The following is a 19923-nucleotide window of genomic DNA, read 5'->3' on the forward strand; positions in this document are numbered from 1 at the left end:
CTCAGACCTCCCTGTCCGCAGGGTGGGACTGCCATGGCCGCACCCCCGCCAGGAACAGCGCCCGGGCGATGGTGGAGGAGCCCACGGGATTGGTGAGCAGCAGCAGCCCGCCGATGGCCGCCAGCTTGGCCCACCACTCGGGGTGGTGGAACCACACCCCCAGCAGTATGCACAGGGTGCCGAGGGTCACCGCCTTGGTCCCCGCCTGGATGCGGTTGTAGACATCGGGCATGCGGAACAGTCCCAGCGCGCCGAGGAAACAGAAGGCCGCTCCCAGCAGCAGGAACAGGTTGCCGGGCAGGCTCATGGGCGCGCACCTCCCTCGATGATGCGGGCCAGGGCCACCACCCCCACGAAGGCGAGGACGCCGTAGACCAGCGCCACGTCCAGGTACAGGGCGCTTTCCAGCACCAGGGAGAGCAGCACCAGCCCGGCGGTGGCGATGACCGCCAGGGTATCGGCGGCGACGATGCGGTCCGGGGCCTGCGGCCCCAGCACGAGCCGGGCGAGGCCCAGGAGCACGGCGCCGCCGAACAGCAGCAGGAGGGCAAGTTGCAGCCAGTCGGGCAGGTTCATTCCAGGAATCCGCTCAGGTGACGTTCGAAGGGTTCCGCGATGGCCCGCGTGGCCGCTTCCACGTCGGCCCCGGCGGGCAGGCTGATCCAGTGCACCAGCAGGCGATCCTCCTCCACGTCCACGGTGAGGGTGCCGGGAGTGAGGGTGATGCTGTTGGCGAGCAGCAGGCGGCCCAGCTCGGAGCGCAGGCCGGTCCGGATCTGCACCACGCCGGGATGGATGGGCAGGGCGGGGGAGAGCACCCGGCGGGCCACGTCGAGATTGGCGCGCACGAGCGCGGCGGCAAAGACGCCCAGATAGGCCAGCAGGTGGAGGGGCGCCGCGGGGGTCAGGCGCAGCCCCGTGAGCAGCGTGATCCGGGGATGGGACAGGGTCGCCGCGGCGGCGGCCACCAGCAGTCCCGCTGCCAGTTCGGCCGGGGCCAGGCTGCCGGTGAGGAGCAGCCACAACAGGAAGGAGAGGGCGAACAGGCGCGCCGCGTTGTTCCATCCGGGTTTCGGCCCGGCTGCGGCCGGCGTCGTTTCTGTCTGCTGGTCCATCGTAACGGCCCTGTCCCGTGGGAGTGGATCTGGTTCCGATCTCAGGAAGAATCACAGATGTTCGTGACAACCGGTCGTACACCACGACCCGTGGCAGCCACGCATGAGCTGTGCCAACCGCGGCGTAGAACCGGATTGTGGTGCCGATGCAGGCCGGTACCGCCTGGCGTCAGATTGTTCTGGCAGTCACTAACTGATTGTTGCCGCGAATTATTGTTATCCAGGCCGGGTTGCGGAGGATGCCATGGGGTGGTCCCCGGTTCTGCTCTCCGCTTGCGGCCGCAGACCCCAGATTGGACCATCCTGGTGCGTCAGCGCAAGTGGCTGCACCGGGATCGCGCCGCGGAACGGGCACGGCGAAATCCCTGTCAACAATAGGTTATTGCCGTGACCCGGCGGCGGGCCTGTCGCCTGCGCGGCCGCCTCAGGCATGACCCGATCGGCAGGATTCACCGCGTGCCGTCAATGTTCGATTCCGACTCGATGCGGCGCAGCTGTTCCTCCACCTGCCGGGGATGGTCCTGCACTAGGGATTCCACCGACCGGGCCTTGTCGACGGCACGGGATTTCATTTCCTGAACGCCACCGCCGTTCCCGCCGGTGAGACTTCCCCCCGTGTAGATCCACAGGATCAGGAAGAGGGCGGCCAGGGCGACCAGCAATCTGAGCATGATTCATCCCTCCCGGCGGTCACGTTTTCATGACGCCTCCAGGTAGTGGAAGCTGAACAGCCCCCGACTGTCGAGCCAGAGATCCAGGGGCTGGAATCCGGCGCGCCGGGCCAGCATCCGGAACTCCTCGGGGTGGTACTTGTAGGAGGACTCGGTGTGGATGGTTTCACCGGCACGGAACGGGAACAGGCTGTCGTTCACCCGCACCTCCTGCGCCACCCGGCTCACCAGGTGCATCTCGATGCGCCCCGGCTCCGGGTTGTAGAAGGCGTGATGGTGGAAGTTGTCGGGATCCAGATCGGTCTCCAGCTCGCGGCGGATCCGGTGCAGCAGGTTGAGATTGAACGCGGCGGTCACCCCCGCGGCATCGTTGTAGGCGGCGTTGAGCAGGCCGGTGTCCTTCTTCGTGTCGATGCCGATCAGCAGTCCGCCCGCGTCACCCACCGCCTCGCGCACGGTGGCGAGGAACGCCACCGCCGCCTCCGGCTCGAAGTTGCCCAGGCTCGAGCCCGGATAGAAGGCCACCCGCCGCCCCTCCGGCAGGCCCGCGGGCAGCTCCAGGCCGTGGGAGAAATCGGCCCGGGCGGCGTGGACCCGCAGCCAGGGGAAGTCCCGCGACAGCCGCTCGGCCGAGGCCTGGAGGTAGCTGCCGGAGATGTCCAGGGGGACGAACACCGACGGGCGGATATGCTCGAGCAGCAACCGGACCTTGGCCCCGTTCCCCGCGCCCGGCTCGATGAGCACGCAGCCGCTCCCGGTGCGGGCGGCGATCCTGGCGGCGCGGGTCTGGAGTATCTCCCGCTCCGCCGCCGGCAGGTAGTACTCCGGCTGGGCGCAGATGGCGTCGAACAGCTCCGAGCCGCGGCGATCATAGAAAAACTTTGGCGGTATCGCCTTCGGGCTCCGTCCCAGCCCCTCCAGCACGGCCGTTTCCAGCTCGGAGACGGCCATCGGCAGTTCGCTGTATTGCAGGCGTGCGCTCATGAAATCTCCTCTGCCAGGCGGATGCCGGTGAAGGGCCAGCGATCATGGGGATAGAAGAAGTTGCGGTAGGTGGGGCGCATGTGGTCGTGGGGCGTGGCGCAGCAGCCGCCGCGCAGCACCATCTGGTTGCACATGAACTTGCCGTTGTACTCGCCCATGGCTCCGCCCAGCGGCCGGAAGCCGGGGTAGGGGCCGTAGGGGCTCGCCGTCCACTCCCACAGGTCGCCGTACCACTGGCCGCTGCCGGGCCGGGGATGGAACCGCCCCGAGTCGGCGAAATTGCCCTCGACGGGCCTGTCCGCGAGCTGCAGCTCCAGCTCCGCCTCCTCCGGCAGGCGCCTCCCGGCCCAGCGGGCGAAGGCGTCCGCCTCGTAGTAGCTCACATGGGAGACCGGCGTGTCCGGATCCAGGGGCCCCGGACCGCCGAGGGTGAACTCCGACCAGCGCTCGCCGTCACGGTGCCAGTAGAGCGGGTGGCGCCAGCCCTGCCGCCGGATCAGGCTCCAGCCGTCGGACAGCCACAGCTCGGGACGCTCGTAGCCGCCGTCCTCCATGAACGCCAGGTACTCCCCGTTGGTCACCAGCCGCGTGGCGAGGCGGTGATCGCGCACCAGGACCCGGTGCCGGGGTCCCTCGTTGTCGAAGGCGAAGCCCGCGCCGCCGTGGCCGATGTCGCGGATTCCGCCCGCAACCTCGATCCAGTCCGGCGCCGCCGCGGCAGGGGCGGCGGCGCCCGGGCCGGTCGCCTGGTAGGCGGGCAGCAGCGGGTTGACGGAGAAGTTGTGCTTGATGTCCATGAGCAGCAGCTCCTGGTGCTGCTGCTCGTGGTTGAGTCCCAGGGTCAGGCGCGCGAGCACCTCCGGCCGGTCGCGACCGGCGACCGTCTCCAGGAGCGCTTCGATGCGCTCGTCCACGTGGGCGCGGTAGCGGTAGACCTCCTCCACCGTGGGCCGGGACAGGAGACCGCGCAGCGGTCGCGGCTGCATGGGCCCGACCGTTTCGTAGTAGGAGTTGAAGAGGTAGGGGAAGCGATCGTGAAAGGGGCGGTAGCCGGGCAGGAAGGGCTCCAGCAGGAAGGTCTCGAAGAACCAGGTGACGTGGGCGAGGTGCCACTTCGGCGGGCTGGTCTCGGTGATGGACTGGACCTGGTAGTCATCCACCGCCAGCGGTCGGCAGAGGGCCTCGCTCCGCCGTCGCACAGTCCGGTAGCGCCGGGTGAGGCGCTCCGTTTCCTGTTGTCCCCGCATCAGCCCGGCTGGCATATCCAGTTCCCCGATGGCGCGGCGCCCGTCCGGAAACGTATAGAGCCATTGCCGGCGGGGGTCAACCAGCCTGCGCTGTTGACTGGCTGGAAATTGTCGTTATTTCATTGCCTTGCAGGCCGCGCGCCGGTTTCGTTCGGCACCGATCGCGCGGGTCCCTGAAAACAGGGTGGCATGTAGTGATGACCCGGTCATGACGAAATGGTTCAGGCCTTCACGGGAGGGGTGCGTCGGGGCGCCTGCGGGGGACGGTGCGCGAGCATCGTTGGCGGGACGCCGACGGGAAGCGCCCGGGACACGCCCGGGCGGTTCCGGCTCATTCGTGGGCGATGGGCTTGTCGGTGAAGAGGTAGTCGCGCAGTTCGTGGTCGAAGGCGGGGTCGCGGCGCCGGATCCACTCCAGCACCATGGCGGCGTGCTCCTTCTCCTCGTCGCGGTTGTGCTTGAGGATGGCCCGCAGCTCCGGGTCCTTGCAGGCGTCCACGCGCTGGTTGTACCAGTCCACCGCCTCCAGCTCCTCCATCAGGGAGACGATGGCGCGATGCATGTCGCGGGTGTCGTCGGAAAGCTCTGCGGTAGGCTCGTGGTAGCCTTCGTTGGCCATGTTCACCTCCAGTTTGCTTGTGGGTGGGTCGCGGACCTGATGGGGCTATTCTTGTCCGCCGGGCGGCGGCTGTAAACCGGGCGGGAGCAAAACCGCTTCCATCCCTCCGGACCGTCGAGCCCAGGCGCTGGACGGCGGTCCGGACGGGGCGTCAGTCCCAGCGCTGGGGCACGCGCTGCAGGGCGGCCGTGTCGTAGCCCTGCGCCCGTAGCAGGTCCACCGCCCGCCGCCAGTCGCGATCACTGATACCCGGGGTGCGGGACATCACCCAGGCGTAGTCGCGCTGCTGCCGGCCGATGATGGTCAGGCGGTAGCCCTCGTCCAGGTGGATGATCCGGTAGTCGGCCCGGATGGGCCAGAGGAACTGCATGCCCCACACCGCGTTGCTGTCGCGGTCGAGCACGAAGCCGGTGGCCCGATAGCTTTTCCGGGGACCGTCGAAGCCGCCCTGGCGGAAAGTGAAGGTGGTCGCCACCCGGTCCCCGCTCTCCAGCCGGTAGGACTCCACGGCGTTGTAGGCATCCCGTTCGAGAAAGGTGGGGATGTTCGCCACCACGTACCAGTCGCCCATGAACCGCTCGAGATCCACATGCCCGACCACCGAGATGGGCTTCTGACCCGGGCCCGCGCAGCCGGCCAGGCCGGCGAGCAGGAGCAGCGGGAGCAGCTGTGCGGCCGGCCTCATGACACCTGCTCCCGGCCTTGCGCGTCTTCCCGCGGCGGCGCCAGGTCGCTGCGCAGGTAGCGGATCAGCCGTCCGCCGCCCGTGCGCGATTCGAGCCCCAGCCATTGCATCGAGTCCGAGTACCAGAGGGTCAGGTCCAGCTCGCCGGCCGAGAGCCGGTAGGCGCGCGACCCCGGTCCGGCGGCGGCCGGAAGCGCCGTGGCGGCCGGTTCGAACGCCACCTCCACCAGCTCGCCGGTCTGGGCGTTCAGCAAGCGCGTCTGCCCGATGAAGGCGGGGTTCCAGTAGGCGAAGGTCATGACGCAGCCCGTCACGGGTGTCGGTCCGCCTCCGTCACGGGTCAGCCGCAGCCAGCGTCCGTCTCCCTCCGCCTCCACGTGGTGGAGGGTCCCGTTGTCATCGGTGCGGGCCTCGAGGTGCTCCAGGCAGCCGTTCCGCCAGCGTTCCTCGCTGCTGTGCTCGTAGCGATAGGCGGTGAGGAACAGCAGCTTGACCTCGAAGCCCGCCTCGCTCCGCACCCGGTAGCCGTTCCGCACGGGGGTGACGTGGTAGTGATGCCAGCCGATGGGCCGCTCGTCCAGGTAGACGGCGAAGCGCAGCTGGCCGGTCTCCACGGCCGCTGCGGGAAGGAACGGCCACAGGAGGAGCGCGGAGAGGATACCGGCGGCAAGGGCGGGGCGCGAGCGGTGCAAGGTCTTCATGGCGTCTCTCCATGGCTGGGGGAGGCGGGAGAACGGGGCGGCCCGGGAAAGAAGGCGTTGGTGCGGGACACGTAGTCGCGGTAAGCGGGGCGGCGCTCGCCGATGTCCCGCTCCAGCAGCGCCACGCCCGAGACCCGCAGCAGCAGGAAGGTCATCAGCAGCGGCGAGAGGATGCTCCACCAGCCGCCGGCATCGAGCGCGATGAGGTAGAAGCCCCACCAGATGCAGAACTCGCCGAAGTAGTTGGGATGCCGGGTATAGCGCCACAGGCCCCGGTCCATGACCCGGCCGTGGTTGCCCGGATCGGCCTTGAAGCGGGCCAGCTGCCAGTCGCCCAGGGTCTCGAAGACCATCCCCGCCCCCCACAGGAGGATTCCCAGCAGCCCGGGCAGGCCGAGCGGACCCGGAGCGAGCATGGCGGCCAGCAGTGGCATGGAGATGACCCAGGCCAGCACGCCCTGCAGTCCGAACACCAGGTAGAGGCTCTTGAGCCGGAAGTTCGGTTCGTTGTGGCGGCGGATGGCCTGGTAGCGGCGGTCCTCGCCCACGCCCCGGTTGCGCCAGGTGATGTGGCCGGCCAGGCGCAGCGCCCACACCGCGGCCAGCACCAGCACCAGCACGGCGTGCGCCGAGTCGGCGGGCGCCTGCATGAAATAGACACCGGCGGCAAGCAGGAACATGAGCGACCAGAGGCTGTCGACGATGCTCACGTCATGGCGCAGGACGCTGATGACCCAGGTGACGCCACCCGCCACGAGGATGACGGGGAGCGCGGAGAGGTGGATGGAGAGTTCGTACATGATCAGGCGTCTCCGGGACGGGGGTGCAGCGGGGCGAAGCCGTCCAGCCGCACCGCCGCGCCCATGAGCAGCGGCAGCAGCAGGCTCCAGCCCAGGGCCAGGGCCGCCAGGCCGGCGGCCGGTGCGTTGAAGCGCACGCCCCCCAGGGCCTCGCCGCCCAGGTAGGCCAGCGGCCCCGCCACGGCGCCGCAGGCGGCCGCCAGCCACGGCCGCCCCTTCAGCCAGCGCAGCGAGAGGTTCGGGGTGGTGGCGAAGAGCATCCACATGGCGATGATCCAGACCGGCGCCAGGGAGGGGTGCAGCAGCCCCGAGGGATAGGCCAGCAGTCCGGTGGCCACCAGCGCGCTGTCCCATACCGCGCCCAGTGCACCGGCGGCGGCGATCAGGGCGAGCTCGCGCCGGGGTTCCGCCGCCAGGCGGAGGTGCAGCAGGACAATGGCGCCCGCCACCCCGACCCCGAACCAGGGCAGCTGGTGGGCGCCACCGAGCACGCAGGCGAACCAGCCCAGCTGGAACAGGAGGAAATTGAGCGCCAGGGGCATGTCAGTCCGTCTCCGCAGCGGCGGGGTCGTCCCGCTGCCGCTCGAACAGGTAGTGGCCCACCCACCACTCCTGGCCGTCGTTGTAGCCGAACAGCTCCGCGCAGGCCATGAAGAAGATGCGCCAGCGCATCCACCAGATCTCCGCGTCGGCGCCGTAGGTCCGGGTGAACAGCGGCCACAGCGTTGCGCGGCCGGCATCCATGCGCCGCAGCCAGGCGTTCAGGGTGCGCTCGTAGTGGCGCCCGTCCCAGCGCCAGTGCGCCCGCAGCCGGAGCCGGTCCTGGAACCACAGCGGCAGGTCGTCGCTGGGCATGGTGCCGCCGCTGAAGAAATGGCGGCTCATCCAGTCGCCGGCATCCCGCGCCTCGAAGACATAGGGCGCGCTGCGGTGACAGAAGATATGCAGGAAAAAACGGCCGCCGGGCCGCAACCAGCCGTTGATGCGGCCGAACAGGCAGCGGTAGTTGCGCATGTGCTCGAACATCTCCACCGACACGACCCGGTCGAAGCGCCGCGCGGTGGTGAAGTCGTTCATGTCCGCGGTGATGACCTCCAGGTTCTCCAGGCCCCGGCGCCGGGCCTCGGCAAGGATGAACGCCCGCTGGGAGTGGGCATTGGAGACCGCCGTGACGCGGCTGGCCGGGTAGTGCTCCGCCATCCACAGGCTGAGCGAGCCCCAGCCGCAGCCGAGCTCCAGGATCGACTGGCCATCGGCCAGCCCGGCGCGCTCGCAGGTGGCGGCCAGCGCCGCGTCCTCCGCCATCTCCAGGGTCTCCACCCCCTCCGGCCACCAGCAGCCGCTGTACTTGCGCCGCGGCCCGAGGACCGTGGCGAAGAACTCCGCCGGCAGCTCGTAGTGCTGCTCGTTGGCCTTGTGGGGCAGGGGGGCGATCTCCGCCCTGTCCATCGCCGCCACGAACTCCCGCTTCAGCTCCGCCAGCCCCTCTGCATCCGCCAGCGGCAGGGACCCGAGCCGCTGGCCGAGCAGTCGGCGGATGCCATGGCGGATGACGCTGTCGGGCACCAGGCCCTGCTCGACCCAGCCGATGGTCCGTGCCGTAACCGCATTCATACCGCCTCCCGCGCACCGTCTCGACAAAGTTGAATGTATAGGTAATGTATAAGATAAAAACGAAATGAGTACAAGAATTGAATTGCAATGGAATTGCGGCCGGAACGGGATGTGCACCCTGCCCGGGATGTCTATGCTTGTCCGGAGCAGGGCGGGAATCGAAAGGTGAAAACCATCGGACAGGCAATCAACAGCCGAGCCGCCGCCGGCCTGCTGGTCCCGGTTCTTGCGGGCGTCACGGGCACGGCCAGGGCCGCTGCTGGCGGCGCCGGCCACGGTGATCCCTTCGCGGGCATCCTGCTGGAACTGGCGCTCCTGATCCTGGCCGCCATGGTGGGCCGTTGGGCGGCGGGTCGACTGGGCCAGCCCTCGGTCCTCGGCGAACTGCTGATCGGCGTGCTGATCGGCAACGTGCTCTACGCGGCGGGCGGGCCGCTGGCCATCCTGATCATGCACGCCGACCTGGCGGGCAACATCGTGCGGGGCGTGTGGGACTCGGGGCTCTCGGTGGCCGAGGTGGCGCGCGGATTCATGACCCCGGGGCAGCTGCAGGCCGGCAGCGCGGGAGCAGCGGTGCTGGCGGTCCTGACCGGCGAGGGCGCGCCGCGCTACCTGCTGATGAGCTACGGCCTGTGGGTCTTCTCCAACCTGGGCGTCATCCTGCTGCTGTTCATGGTGGGGCTCGAATCGCGGGTGGAGGAGATGCTGCAGGTGGGATACCGGGCGCTGGCCGTGGCGGTGGTCGGCATCGCGATCCCGTTCGCACTCGGCTACGGTGCCAGCCGTCTGTTCCTCCCGGCCCGGGAACCCGCCGTGGATCTCTTCGTCGGCGCCACCCTGGCCGCCACCAGCGTCGGCATTACCGCGCGGGTGTTCAAGGACCTGGGCCGGACCCGGACCCGGGAGGCACGCCTCATCCTGGGGGCCGCCGTCATCGACGACATTCTCGGGCTGATCATCCTGGCGGTGGTGACCGGCATCGTGACCCGGGGGGCGCTGGAGTGGGGCGAGGTGGCGCGCATTACCCTCGTCTCGGGGCTCTTCTTCGGCCTGCTCGTGGGGCTCGGGGGGCGGTTCATGCCCATGCTCACCGGTTTCGCCGCACGCATCGAGCGCCAGCACCTGACCTTGCTGTTTCCCCTGTTCGTCGCCTTCATGGTGGCCTGGGCCGCCAACCGCATCGGGCTCGCCACCATCGTCGGCGCCTTCGCCGCCGGTCTCATCGTCAACGAGGAGCACTTCGCCGCCCACCGCGGCGCCGATCCGGTGCCGATCCGCATCCTTGCGCCCCTGGAGGCGCTGTTCGCGCCGGTGTTCTTCATCCTGATGGGAATGCAGGTCAACCTCGCCGCCTTCCTGGATCCGGATACCCTCGGGCTGGCGGCGGCGCTGGTGGTGGTGGCCACCCTGGGCAAGGCGATTGCGGGCATGGTGGCCGGTCCCGGGGTGGATCGCCTCAGCGTCGGCATCGGCATGGTACCGAGGGGGGAGGTGGGCCTCATCTTCGTCAGCATCGGCAAGGGACTCGGCGTGGTGAGCGGCCAGGTCTTCTCGGCGGTGGTGATCATGGTCATCGTCACCACGCTCATCACCCCGCTCGGGTTGCGCTGGTCGCTCGGCCGGCGGAAGCGGGAGTCGTGACGGCGCCTTGCTCCCGGAACCCGGCGACAGCCGGCACTGTACCGCGCCCGGGGCGGCGTCTACGAGGAGCCGCGGCTGGTGCTGTTCACCGATGCGGTGGAATCCGCCTGCGGTTTCGCCCAGGCCGCCGCGGGTCCCTTCTACTGCCCGCGGGACCACCGGGTCTACATCGACCTCGGATTCTACCGCGACCTGAAGGAGCGCTTCCGGGCGCCAGGCGATTTCGCCCAGGCCTACGTCATCGCCCACGAGGTGGGGCACCACGTGCAGACCCTGCTCGGCATCTCCGGACAGGTGCGCGCGGCACGGTCAATCCCGATTCATTCACCCACGGCAGCTCCGCCCAGCGGGTGCGCTGGTTCCGGATCGGCCTGGAGAGCGGGGCGCTCGAGCGCTGCGACACCTTCGCCGTGGAGACCCCCTGAGTCAGGGCTCCGCCACCGTCCGCAGCCGCTGCTCGCCGAGGCCTTCCACGCCCAGGCGCATCACCTGGCCGGGGCGCAGGTAGACCGGGGCCGGCTTCACGCCCATGCCCACGCCGGGCGGAGTGCCGGTGGAGATGATGTCCCCGGGGTGGAGGGTGAACAGGCCGCTCAGGTAGCTGATGAGCCGGGCGACGCCGAAGATCATGGTGGCGGTGCTGCCGTCCTGGTAGCGGTGCCCGTCCACCTCCAGCCACAGGCGCAGATTCTGGGGGTCCGGCACCTCGTCGGCGGTGACCAGCCAGGGCCCGGTGGGGGCGAAGGTGTCGCAACTCTTGCCCTTGACCCACTGCCCCGTCCCCTCCAGCTGCAGCGAGCGCTCGGAGACGTCGTTCACCACGCAGTAGCCGGCCACGTGGGCCAGCGCATCGGACTCGGGTATGTGCCTGCCGGGACGGCCGATGACCACGCCCAGCTCAACCTCCCAGTCGGTCTTGACCGAGCCGCGGGGGATGATGACCTCGTCGTTGGGGCCGCACATGGCGCTGGGGTACTTGCTGAACAGTACCGGTTCCGCCGGTGGCGCCATCCCCGCCTCGGCGGCGTGATCGGCGTAGTTGAGCCCGATGGCCATGAACTTGCCGACACCGGTGACGCAGGGCCCCAGGCGCGGGTTGCCCTCCACCCGGGGGAGGGCGCGGGGATCGAGCGCCCGCAGGCGGGCGATGCCGGCCGGGGTCAGCGCCTCCCCGGCGATGTCCGCGACCTCGGCGGAGAGATCGCGCAGGCCGCCCTCCCCATCCAGCAGGCCCGGTTTCTCGGCTCCCGGGGGGCCGTAGCGCAACAGCTTCATGAGGGGGAATCTCCACCAGCGAATCAGTCCCCGGTTTATGGCCCACCGGGCCACCGGCGGTCAACCCGCACCGGCGGCCTCGCCGCTGCGTCCCTCAGTCGAACAGATCCCGGCGCAGCTTGCCGCTGGCCCGCCACTGCCGCAGCAACTCGTTGGAGGCGGCGGGGTCGAGCCCGGCGTGTTCGGCCAGGACCTGCGCCAACGCCTGGTCCACGCTCCCGCCCAGGGTGCTGGCGCGGCCGCAGACGTAGAGCAGGGCATCCTCCTCCAGCAGCCAGCGCACCAGCTCCGCGCCCGCGGCCACCATGGCGTGGGAGACATGACGGCGCTCGGCCTGGTCGCGGGAGAAGACGGTATCGAGCCGGGTCAGGACGCCGCCGGCGTGCAGCGCCTCCAGCCGCCCGCCGTAGAGATAGTCGCAGCTGCGCCGGCGGTTGCCGAAGAAGAGCCAGGCGGGGCCCCGGCCGGTGTCCGCCTCGAGCTCGTCGAGGAAGCCCGTGAAGGGGGCGATGCCGCAGCCGGCGGCCACCATGATGAGCGGCCGCCCGGGGTGCGCCGGGGGGTTGAAGGCCGGGTGGCGGCGTAGTCTCGCCGCCAGGCTCTCCCCCACGGCGAGGGTCCGGCACAGCAGGCCGCTCGCGGCGCCGAGCCTTGGCCCGCCGGCGGCTTCGGCCAGCTCGACCAGGCCCACCGAGAGCCGGATCTCGCCCGGTGTCACCCGGGAGGAGGAGCCGATGGAGTAGCAGCGCTCGGCTTCACCCGCGCCGGGTGCCACCAGGAGCAGGTCGCCGGGGCGGAAATCCACGCCGCCATCGGCCTCGAGCACCAGGCGGTAGGCGGCCCGGGTCCCGGGATCACCGGCACGGTCCAGGCGGGTGCGTTCCCGCAGCCGGACGGTCAGGGGCCGATCCTCGTCCACCACGGGCGGAACGCCCGGCCGGATGCCGAGGGTCGTGGACAGGCTGTCGAGCCAGCTCCGCCAGGGAACGGCGGGTGCTCCATCCACCAGGCGCATGGGCAGGGCCGGTTCGGCGCCGGCGGTCACCAGCGCTCCGAGCAGGGCCTCCCCGCCGCCGCAGAAACGGGCATAGCGGGAGTCGCCCAGGGCGAGCAGGGCAAACCTCACCCCGTCGAGGCGGGTGGTGGCCAGTCGCGCCAGGAAGCCGCGGCCCGGGTCCGGCACCTCGCCCTCGCCGGTGGTGGAGACCAGGAGCAGGACATGGCGGTAGCGGTGCAATTCACCCGGATTGAGCGCACCGAGGGAGGCCAGTGCGACCCGCTCGCCGCCCCTGCGCAGGGCTGTGGCCGTGGCCTCGGCCAGGCGCGCCGCGGTGCCGGTCTGGCTGGCATGGGCCACCAGGATGTCGGCGTCCGCGTCGCCACTGCGGGCCGTCGCCTGCCGGCGGCGCCGGTACCAGGACAGGAAGCCGGTCAGGGTGAGGCCGGTCAGGCCGATTGCTCCCACCAGGTTCAGGGTCCCGGACCAGGCCCCGGCCCAGGTGCCCTCGTGGAGCGTCTTGGGCCAGTTGCCGGACCGATCCAGCGCGCTCACCCCGGCGTCGGAGACGATGTAGGCCCGGGCGCCGGCGGTGCCGCGGGTCATGACCAGCGCCGTGCCACCGCGGAAGCGCCGCACCGTCCATAGACCGCTCAAATCGGTCTCCGCGGAGGCCTGTTCCAGTGCCGTGGCAAGGGGCAGGGGGGTGGTCGCGCGGGGGATGCGCGGCATTTCCCCCATGCCCACGTGCAGGGTCATGAGCACGCCGGTGAGCGGGAGCAGGAGGGCCAGTGGCAGCAGGGCCCAGCCGAGCCCGAGGTGCCAGCCCATGAGCGTTCTGCGCAGGCGCGGCCAGGCCAGGAACGGCCCCGCCGCCACGATCAGCAGCATGGCATAGGTGGCGATCTCCACCACGATGCCGGCCCCGGCCAGCAGATCCTTGTGCAGCCGCTCGGCTGTCCCGAAGAGGTCGAAGCCCGTGTCGGCGGTGCCGATCCGTTCGCCGGTGGCGGGATCGTAGACGCCGATATCGGCGATGCTGACCAGGCCGTCCGCGAGGATCTCGACCGACCGGGCCCGGCCTTCCGGGTCGACCCGCTCCAGCAGCGCCGCCACCGCGGCGGGCCCGGCCACCGTGGTGGCGGCCTCCGCACCGTCCCCGGCCGCATGGAGGATGGGCTTGAAGGCGAGCACCGCGCCGGAGAGGAGGATCAGCAGGAACAGCGGCGCGAGGGCGAGGGCGATCCAGCGGTGGGCCTGGATCAGAAACCGCTTGCGGGAGGGGTTGAGCATGATGGTGGCTCCGGGGTCGAGGTGGGCCGGAGGGAGGGTCCGGTCCTTTGATCCGGAGTCTGGACTGCCACTACGGAGGAAATTTGCAGGAAGTGGGGAAGCGGAATGGAGCGGCGCCGGCGGGCCGCTCAGGCGTCGGGTTCATACTTGTAGCCCATGCCGTAGACGGAATGGATGAGCTCGCGGCCGGGCAGCAGGGCCTCGAGCTTGCGGCGCAGTTTCTTGACGTGGCTGTCGATGGTCCGCTCGCTGACAATCCGGTTGTCGGGGTAGATGCGGTCCATCAGCCGATCCCGGGAGTAGATCCGCCCGGGCGCCTGCACCAGGGTCTGCAGGAGCTGGAACTCCACGGAGGTCAGCTCCAGGGTTCGTGGCCCCGCGCTGACCAGCAGCCGGTCCGGGTCCAGGCGAACGGGTTCGTTGCGCGGGATCTCGCACAACCGTGCCCGGCGCAGGACCGCCCGCACCCGGGCCACCACCTCGCGGGGACTGAAGGGCTTGCAGATGTAGTCATCGGCGCCCAGCTCGAGCCCCAGCAGCCGATCGATCTCCTCCACCCGGGCGGTGACCATGATGATGGGCACCGGGCTGAAGCCGCGCACCTCCCGGCAGATGTCCAGTCCGTCGCGCCCCGGCAGCATCAGGTCCAGCAGCACCAGGTCCGGCTCGTGGGCGCGGATCCAGGGCGCGGCGTCGAGGCCGTTGTCGATGGTATGGGTCGTGAACCCGGCCTGGACCAGGTAGTCGGCCAGCAGCCGCGCCAGCTTCGCCTCGTCCTCCACGATGAGGAGGGTTCCGTTCATGGCGCCTCCTCGTCGAGCAGCGGGAGCTCCAGGGTGATGCGCAGGCCGCCCAGGTCCGAGGGGCCGGCGGCGAGGTTGCCGTCGTGGGCCTCGGCGATATTGCGGCAGATGGCCAGTCCCAGCCCGGTGCCGCCGGACGCCCGGTTGCGTGAGCCCTCGGTGCGGTAGAGACGATCGAACAGGCGCGGCAGCTCCGCCGTGGGGACGCCCGGGGCGGAATCCTCCAGCACCAGCACGGCGCGCCCCGCCGCCACTGTGAGGGACAGCCGTGCCGTGCCGCCCGGATCGGTGTAGCGCAGGGTGTTCTGCAGCAGGTTGGCGAACAGCTGCTCCAGGCGGTCGGGATCGGCGTTGACGATGGCGGCGCCGCCGTCGAGGCCGTCGGTCTCGACCCGGATCGATCTCGCGCCGAAGGCCTGCGCCAGCCCCTCGATCGCGGTCCGGGCGGCGGCGCCGAGGTCGAGCGGCTCCTTGCGGTAGTCCAGCGCCCCGATGTCGGACATGGACAGCTCGTAGAGATCATCCACCAGCCGCGTCAGGTGCAGCACCTCCTGGTGCAGCGACTCCACCGCCCCCGCATCGAAGCTGCGCACGCCGTCCTGGACCGCCTCGATCTCGCCGCGCAGGATCGCCAGGGGCGTGCGCAGCTCGTGGGAGATGTCGGCCACCCACTGGTGGCGCAGCGCCTCGTTGCGGCCCAGGGTATGGGCCAGGTCGTTGAAGTCGCGGGCGAGCTGTCCCAGCTCGTCATCGGCGCGGTGGACGATGCGCGGGCTGTAGTCGCCGGAGGCGAGCTGGCGGGTGGCGCGGGTGAGGGAGCGGATCGGCCTGACGAAGTGGCGGGCCAGCGGCAGGGCCAGTCCCGCGGAGACCAGGAGCATGGCGAGCGCGATGAGCAGGAAGGCCTGGTTCTGCTGTTCGGCGAAGCGCAGGTCGTGGCTCAGGAACAGCGCGGCCTCGTCTTCCCGCACCCCCAGGTAGCCCACCACGACGCCGTCCTCGCGCACGGGATGGAGCGTAAGCTCCGCCTGCGGCTCCTCCGGCCGCCCGTAGACCACCTGTCGCGAGGCGTCGAGCAGGCGTACCCGCAGCTCGAGCGGCGTGGGGAAGCCCCGCGGCGGACGCGGGGCCTCGCCGGGCGGCCACTCGCCGGGCCGCATGCGCTCCAGCAGCGACTCCAGGCGCTTGCCCCGGATCGGGTGGCTGTGGACCGACATCACCAGCTGCAGCCAGCGCCGCGGCGAGGCGGCCAGCGCCTCCCAGCCGCCGTCGGCGGCATGGATGAGCGCCAGCTCCTCCACCAGCCCGTCGATCACCTGCTGCTCGCGCTGCTCCACGTAGCGGATGAAGCCGTGATCGAAGGACCACTGCATGAACGCGTACATGCCGCTCACCAGCACCAGGGAGGTGAGCAGCAGGGTGAGGAACAGCTTGCGGGTGATGGTCTTCTTCACGGCCCGTGGCTCAGGGGATTGCCTCAAACATGATTGTGCAGAGGAATGGGCAAGAAATATGGAGCGGCAACAGGGTGGCCGCGGACGGACGGCGCCGCCGTCAGGTGGCGGTGAGCAGGGCGTCCACCTGCAGGGCCATGGCCTCGGGATCGTTGTAGTCCACCGCCACCCGCCAGCGGCTGGCATCGATCTCGAGCACCAGGGAGGGGAAGGCGTCCACGCCCATGGCCCGGGCGCGCCCCATCTCCTCGGACAGGCGGCTGTGGGTCTCCGGGGCATCCAGCAGGCGCACGAAACGCACCGTGTCCAGCCCCAGTTCGTTCGCCAGGGCCACCAGGGTGTCGGTTTCGGAGGGATTGCGGGCCTGGCGGTAGTAGGCGTTCTGGATCGCCTCGACCATCGGCACCTCGTAGGCGGGGTTGAGGGCGCGGGCGGCGATGACCGCGCGACAGGCGGGCCAGGTGGCGCGCCGGGGCCGGCAGCGGGTCCAGAAATCGAAGTTGAAGCGGGTGCCGGGGACGCGCTCCTCGATGCGCTGCCAGGTGGCCTGGAGATAGGCCTGCATCGCCTCGGGCATGGGTTCATCGGTGTCGGGGGCCAGGCCGCCGAGCAGGCGCTTCACGGCCACCGCTTCCGGGAGGCGCGCCTGCAGCGCCGCCAGGGTGGGCCGGAAGGCGAAGCACCAGCTGCACATGGGATCGTGCACGTACCAGAGGGTGGTGGACATGCTCCTCTCCGGGGGCCGCCGGGATGCACCGGTCCCGGCGGTTGGGCGGGTGGCCATGACGGCCCCGATTAGCGGAGCTTAGACACTCAGGCGCCGCAGGGCCAGTAACGGCGGCGGCTCCGGTGCGGGAGGGCGGGGATCAGCGTGCGGCTGCGGCCTCCGCCACGGCCCGTTCCGCCGCCACCAGCTTTTCCGGGCCGAAGAAGCCGCTGTCGCAGTAGACCTGCAGCTCCTCCAGTCCGAACCAGGGGTTGAGGCGGTCGTTGTCGCGGTAGATGAACAGCCGCCGCCAGGGACCTTCCGGCGCCACCAGGGGCAGGCTGCCGTTGTCCCGCAGCCAGGTATCCACCACGAAGCGGACCGCCGGCCGGTCGGCGAGGACCAGGACCGCGGCGGTATGGCGGGGCGTGGGGCAGAGCAGGCAGGTGCTCTCGTAGTAGCCCGAGGCCGGCGGGCGCCAGTGGCGCAGGTAGCCGAGCCGGTCGAGGAAGTGAAGGTAGTTGAGGGTGTTGGAGGTGTTGTCGATGCAGTCGGTGCGGCCCTCCACCCCGGCATCCGCCTCGTTGCCGCCGCGGTCGTTCGCCACCGGGAGCTGCTCCCCGGCACGGCGCTCGAGGTAGCGGATGGCCAGCCGGATCTGCTGCAGCTCCAGCCCCGGACCGCCGCCCCGGCAGCTGGGGTGACGGAAGATGCGGTCGAGTTCGGCGCCGTCCCCGGCATCGAGAAGCAGCTCGCCCTCGCTCTTGCAGCCCCAGTTCCAGCACACCCGCAACCGGTGCGGCGCGCCGTTCACGCCCAGGCTGAAGGCCGGTGCCCGCGGCAGCACGTTCAGTTCGCCGATCAGCCCGGGCGCTTCGGCCGCACCCGCCCCGGCGGCGAGGGCCAGGAGCAGGAGCGGCAGGGCGGCGCGGGTGACGGCGGCTGGGAGCGGGCGCTTCATGGGGGGGCATTGTAACCGGGGCTCACAGTCACGCCCATGCCTCGGGACCGGCCGCTCCCACACGCCGCCACGGGGTCTTTACAAGCCGGCCCGGCGCCCGCTAGGATTGAATCTTCCGAAACGCCGACACCGGATTGCTGCCCCAACGCGCATGAACATCCTGGCCCTGCTGGTTATCGTCTCCCTGGTACTCGTGGTCGTTGCCCGACCGCGCGGAGAGACTGCCGGCTAGCGTTTCCGGAACCGAACCCGAACAGGCCTCCGCATCGAAAGATCCGGGGGCCTTTTCTTTTTCCGGCCCAGTGAAAGCGAGAGGTGATTCCCATGTACTGCCTGATTGGCGTTCCCGTAGTCCCGGTCGTCGTCGACGCGCCCCGCCACAACCAGACCGCCTGCAGACCGGACTATCGGGAGGATTCCGCCCATGAATGGGGCAGAGCACATCGCCCGGGCGCTTGAAGCCCGGGGCATCGATACGATCTTCGGGTATCCCGGCGGCATGATCATGCCGCTCTACGATGCCCTCATCGATTCGCCCATCCGCCACATACTCTGCCGGCACGAGCAGGGGGCGGCATTCGCCGCCGGCGGCTACGCCCGCGCCAGCGGCAGGCCCGGGGTCTGCCTGGCCACCTCGGGTCCCGGCGCCACCAACCTGATCACCGGCATCGCCGACGCCCACCTCGACTCGGTGCCCCTGGTCGCCATCACCGGCCAGGTGCCCACCGCGCTCATCGGCACCGACGCCTTCCAGGAGACCGATGTGCTCGGCCTAAGCCTGCCCGTCACCAAGCACAGCATCCTGGTGCGCCGTCCCGGCGAGCTTCCCGCCGCCATCGGGGAGGCCTTCCGGGTGGCCACCTCCGGCCGCCCCGGCCCCGTGCTGGTGGATGTGCCCAAGGACATCCTGCTGGCCGAGGTCGACGCCGAACCGTGGCCGGATGCCGGGCCCGCGGCCGGGGTGACAATCGCGCCTGAAGCCGTCGCGGCGGCGCGCGCACTGCTGCGCTCCAGCCATCGGCCGGTCATCTATGCCGGCGGCGGCGTCACCCTGGCGGGGGCGGAGGCGGCGTTCCGCCGCTTCGTGGAGGCGACGGGCATTCCCACGGTGCTCACCCTCAAGGGCCTCGGCAACCTGCCCGACGGCCACCCGTGCAACCTGGGCATGCTCGGCATGCACGGCTCGGTGGCGGCCAATCGCGTGGTGCAGGAGTGCGATCTGCTGGTGGTGGTGGGCGCCCGCTTCGACGATCGCGTCACCGGACGCCTGGACCGGTTCGCGCCCCATGCCCGGGTCGTGCACCTCGATGGCGATGCCGCCCAGGTGGGCAAGCTGCGGGCGGCCGATTGCGCCCTGGTGGGTGCGATCGGGCCCGCCCTGGAGGCCCTGGCCGCGCCGCTCGACATCGAGGGCTGGCGCCGCCACTGCCGCGCCCTGCACGGCATGGAGGGCTTCGCCGCGCGCGCCGGCGCGGGCCCCGGCATCGACCCGGCGGCGTTCCTGCGCCGGCTGGCCGCGGCCGTGGAGCGCCGCGCCGTCATCAGCTGCGACGTGGGGCAGCACCAGATGTGGGTGGCCCAGTACTACCCCTTCGACCACCCGCGCCAGCTCCTCACCAGCGGGGGGCTCGGCGCCATGGGCTTCGGCCTGCCCAGCGCCATCGGCGCCCAGCTGGCGCGGCCCGATGTGCCGGTGGTGAACGTGAGCGGGGACGGCTCGTTCCTGATGAACGTCCAGGAGCTGGCCACCCTGAAGCGCTACGGCCTGCCGGTGAAGGTGGTGGTGTTCGACAACCAGCGGCTGGGCATGGTGCGCCAGCAGCAGGAGCTCTGCTACGACGGCCGCTATACCGAGGTGGATCTCTCCGACAACCCGGATTTCACGGCGGTGGCGGCGGCCTTCGGGCTGCCCGCCCGGCGGGTGTCCGAAGCGGCGGCGGTGGAGGAGGCCATCGACTGGTGCCTGCGGACGCCGGGACCGTGCCTGCTGCATGTGCCCGTGGCGGCGGAGGCGAATGTCTGGCCGATGGTGAAGCCCGGCCACGCGAACGAGGAGATGATCAGGGGGACGGTGGCATGATGTTCGACATCCAGATGCAGGCCGGCCGGGCGCCGGCGACTCTCGAGCGCATCCTGCAGGCGGCGCGGGTACGCGGTTTCGAGCTCCAGGGACTGGAGGTGCGGCCAACGGCCGACGGCCGGCACTACCGGGTGCGGCTCACCGTGGAGAGCGAACTGCCCCCGGCGCGGCTGATCCGCCAGCTGGAGAAGCAGGTGGGGATCAGCGAGCTGACGACGCTGCTGAAGGCGGGCCGGGAGGCGCCGGTTCCCGCCGCGGCCTCCTCCTGAGGGGGCGC

The 19923-nt window shown here is 70.6% G+C and carries 21 protein-coding genes and 1 pseudogene; 4 read left to right on the top strand and 18 right to left on the bottom strand.

The window, feature by feature from the left end:
- Position 1 precedes the first annotated feature (1 nt).
- From mnhG to DFQ59_RS04985, 12 genes are all read right to left on the bottom strand, one after another.
- Positions 2-307, bottom strand: a complete 306-nt coding sequence (gene mnhG / locus DFQ59_RS04930; protein ID WP_114278582.1) for a monovalent cation/H(+) antiporter subunit G — start codon at positions 305-307, stop codon at positions 2-4.
- Complete coding sequence (locus DFQ59_RS04935; protein ID WP_114278583.1) at positions 304-576, bottom strand: MrpF/PhaF family protein; 273 nt, start codon at positions 574-576, stop codon at positions 304-306. Before DFQ59_RS04935 ends, mnhG begins: the two co-directional genes overlap by 4 nt.
- The gene (locus DFQ59_RS04940; protein ID WP_114278584.1) at positions 573-1115 is read right to left on the bottom strand and encodes a Na+/H+ antiporter subunit E; all 543 of its coding nucleotides are present in this window, start codon (positions 1113-1115) and stop codon (positions 573-575) included. The genes DFQ59_RS04935 and DFQ59_RS04940 overlap by 4 nt, the downstream gene beginning before the upstream one ends.
- A gap of 449 nt (positions 1116-1564) precedes the next feature.
- Positions 1565-1786 (bottom strand): hypothetical protein, encoded by a 222-nt coding sequence (locus tag DFQ59_RS04945; protein ID WP_114278585.1) that lies wholly within the window; start codon positions 1784-1786, stop codon positions 1565-1567.
- A gap of 27 nt (positions 1787-1813) precedes the next feature.
- Entirely contained in the window at positions 1814-2770 is a 957-nt protein-coding gene (gene egtD, locus DFQ59_RS04950; protein WP_114278586.1) for an L-histidine N(alpha)-methyltransferase, read from the bottom strand.
- A complete protein-coding gene (egtB, locus tag DFQ59_RS04955; protein WP_211314792.1) occupies positions 2767-4017 on the bottom strand; it encodes an ergothioneine biosynthesis protein EgtB in 1251 nt (416 codons plus the stop codon). The genes egtD and egtB overlap by 4 nt, the downstream gene beginning before the upstream one ends.
- Before the next feature lie 331 nt (positions 4018-4348).
- Complete coding sequence (locus tag DFQ59_RS04960; protein WP_114278588.1) at positions 4349-4636, bottom strand: encapsulin-associated ferritin-like protein; 288 nt, start codon at positions 4634-4636, stop codon at positions 4349-4351.
- 151 nt (positions 4637-4787) lie between these two features.
- A complete protein-coding gene (locus tag DFQ59_RS04965) occupies positions 4788-5321 on the bottom strand; it encodes a lipocalin family protein (RefSeq protein WP_114278589.1) in 534 nt (177 codons plus the stop codon).
- Positions 5318-6022, bottom strand: a complete 705-nt coding sequence (locus DFQ59_RS04970; RefSeq protein ID WP_114278590.1) for a DUF6134 family protein — start codon at positions 6020-6022, stop codon at positions 5318-5320. Before DFQ59_RS04970 ends, DFQ59_RS04965 begins: the two co-directional genes overlap by 4 nt.
- The gene (locus DFQ59_RS04975) at positions 6019-6822 is read right to left on the bottom strand and encodes a DUF1295 domain-containing protein (RefSeq protein ID WP_114278591.1); all 804 of its coding nucleotides are present in this window, start codon (positions 6820-6822) and stop codon (positions 6019-6021) included. The genes DFQ59_RS04970 and DFQ59_RS04975 overlap by 4 nt, the downstream gene beginning before the upstream one ends.
- Positions 6823-6824: 2 nt before the next feature.
- On the bottom strand, positions 6825-7364 hold the full coding sequence (locus DFQ59_RS04980) for a DUF2878 domain-containing protein (protein ID WP_114278592.1): 540 nt from the start codon (positions 7362-7364) through the stop codon (positions 6825-6827).
- Position 7365: 1 nt separating this feature from the next.
- Entirely contained in the window at positions 7366-8436 is a 1071-nt protein-coding gene (locus DFQ59_RS04985) for an SAM-dependent methyltransferase (RefSeq protein WP_114278593.1), read from the bottom strand.
- Between the two features lie 165 nt (positions 8437-8601).
- Here DFQ59_RS04985 and DFQ59_RS04990 point away from each other — a divergent pair, with 165 nt between their 5' ends.
- The gene (locus DFQ59_RS04990) at positions 8602-10077 is read left to right on the top strand and encodes a cation:proton antiporter (protein ID WP_170142041.1); all 1476 of its coding nucleotides are present in this window, start codon (positions 8602-8604) and stop codon (positions 10075-10077) included.
- Between the two features lie 36 nt (positions 10078-10113).
- Positions 10114-10502 (top strand): annotated as a pseudogene (locus DFQ59_RS20610) (neutral zinc metallopeptidase); the annotation flags it as partial.
- A gap of 1 nt (position 10503) precedes the next feature.
- On the opposite strand, the gene DFQ59_RS05000 reads toward DFQ59_RS20610, so the two are convergent.
- The 6 genes from DFQ59_RS05000 to DFQ59_RS05025 form a co-directional block, all read right to left on the bottom strand.
- Positions 10504-11352, bottom strand: a complete 849-nt coding sequence (locus DFQ59_RS05000; protein WP_114278595.1) for a fumarylacetoacetate hydrolase family protein — start codon at positions 11350-11352, stop codon at positions 10504-10506.
- A gap of 94 nt (positions 11353-11446) precedes the next feature.
- A complete protein-coding gene (locus DFQ59_RS05005) occupies positions 11447-13642 on the bottom strand; it encodes a PepSY domain-containing protein (protein WP_114278596.1) in 2196 nt (731 codons plus the stop codon).
- A gap of 128 nt (positions 13643-13770) precedes the next feature.
- A complete protein-coding gene (locus DFQ59_RS05010) occupies positions 13771-14445 on the bottom strand; it encodes a response regulator (RefSeq protein ID WP_114278597.1) in 675 nt (224 codons plus the stop codon).
- Complete coding sequence (locus tag DFQ59_RS05015; protein ID WP_114278598.1) at positions 14442-15899, bottom strand: ATP-binding protein; 1458 nt, start codon at positions 15897-15899, stop codon at positions 14442-14444. The genes DFQ59_RS05010 and DFQ59_RS05015 overlap by 4 nt, the downstream gene beginning before the upstream one ends.
- 100 nt (positions 15900-15999) lie before the next feature.
- Positions 16000-16626, bottom strand: a complete 627-nt coding sequence (locus DFQ59_RS05020) for a DsbA family protein (protein WP_114278599.1) — start codon at positions 16624-16626, stop codon at positions 16000-16002.
- A gap of 139 nt (positions 16627-16765) precedes the next feature.
- Complete coding sequence (locus DFQ59_RS05025; RefSeq protein WP_114278600.1) at positions 16766-17566, bottom strand: hypothetical protein; 801 nt, start codon at positions 17564-17566, stop codon at positions 16766-16768.
- A gap of 424 nt (positions 17567-17990) precedes the next feature.
- Here DFQ59_RS05025 and ilvG point away from each other — a divergent pair, with 424 nt between their 5' ends.
- Entirely contained in the window at positions 17991-19646 is a 1656-nt protein-coding gene (gene ilvG / locus DFQ59_RS05030) for an acetolactate synthase 2 catalytic subunit (RefSeq protein WP_114278601.1), read from the top strand.
- Positions 19643-19915, top strand: coding sequence for an ACT domain-containing protein (locus DFQ59_RS05035; protein ID WP_114278602.1), 273 nt, complete (start codon positions 19643-19645; stop codon positions 19913-19915). Before ilvG ends, DFQ59_RS05035 begins: the two co-directional genes overlap by 4 nt.
- Positions 19916-19923 lie beyond the last annotated feature (8 nt).

The organism is Thioalbus denitrificans, assembly GCF_003337735.1.
GTDB classification, from domain to species: Bacteria; Pseudomonadota; Gammaproteobacteria; order DSM-26407; family DSM-26407; genus Thioalbus; species Thioalbus denitrificans.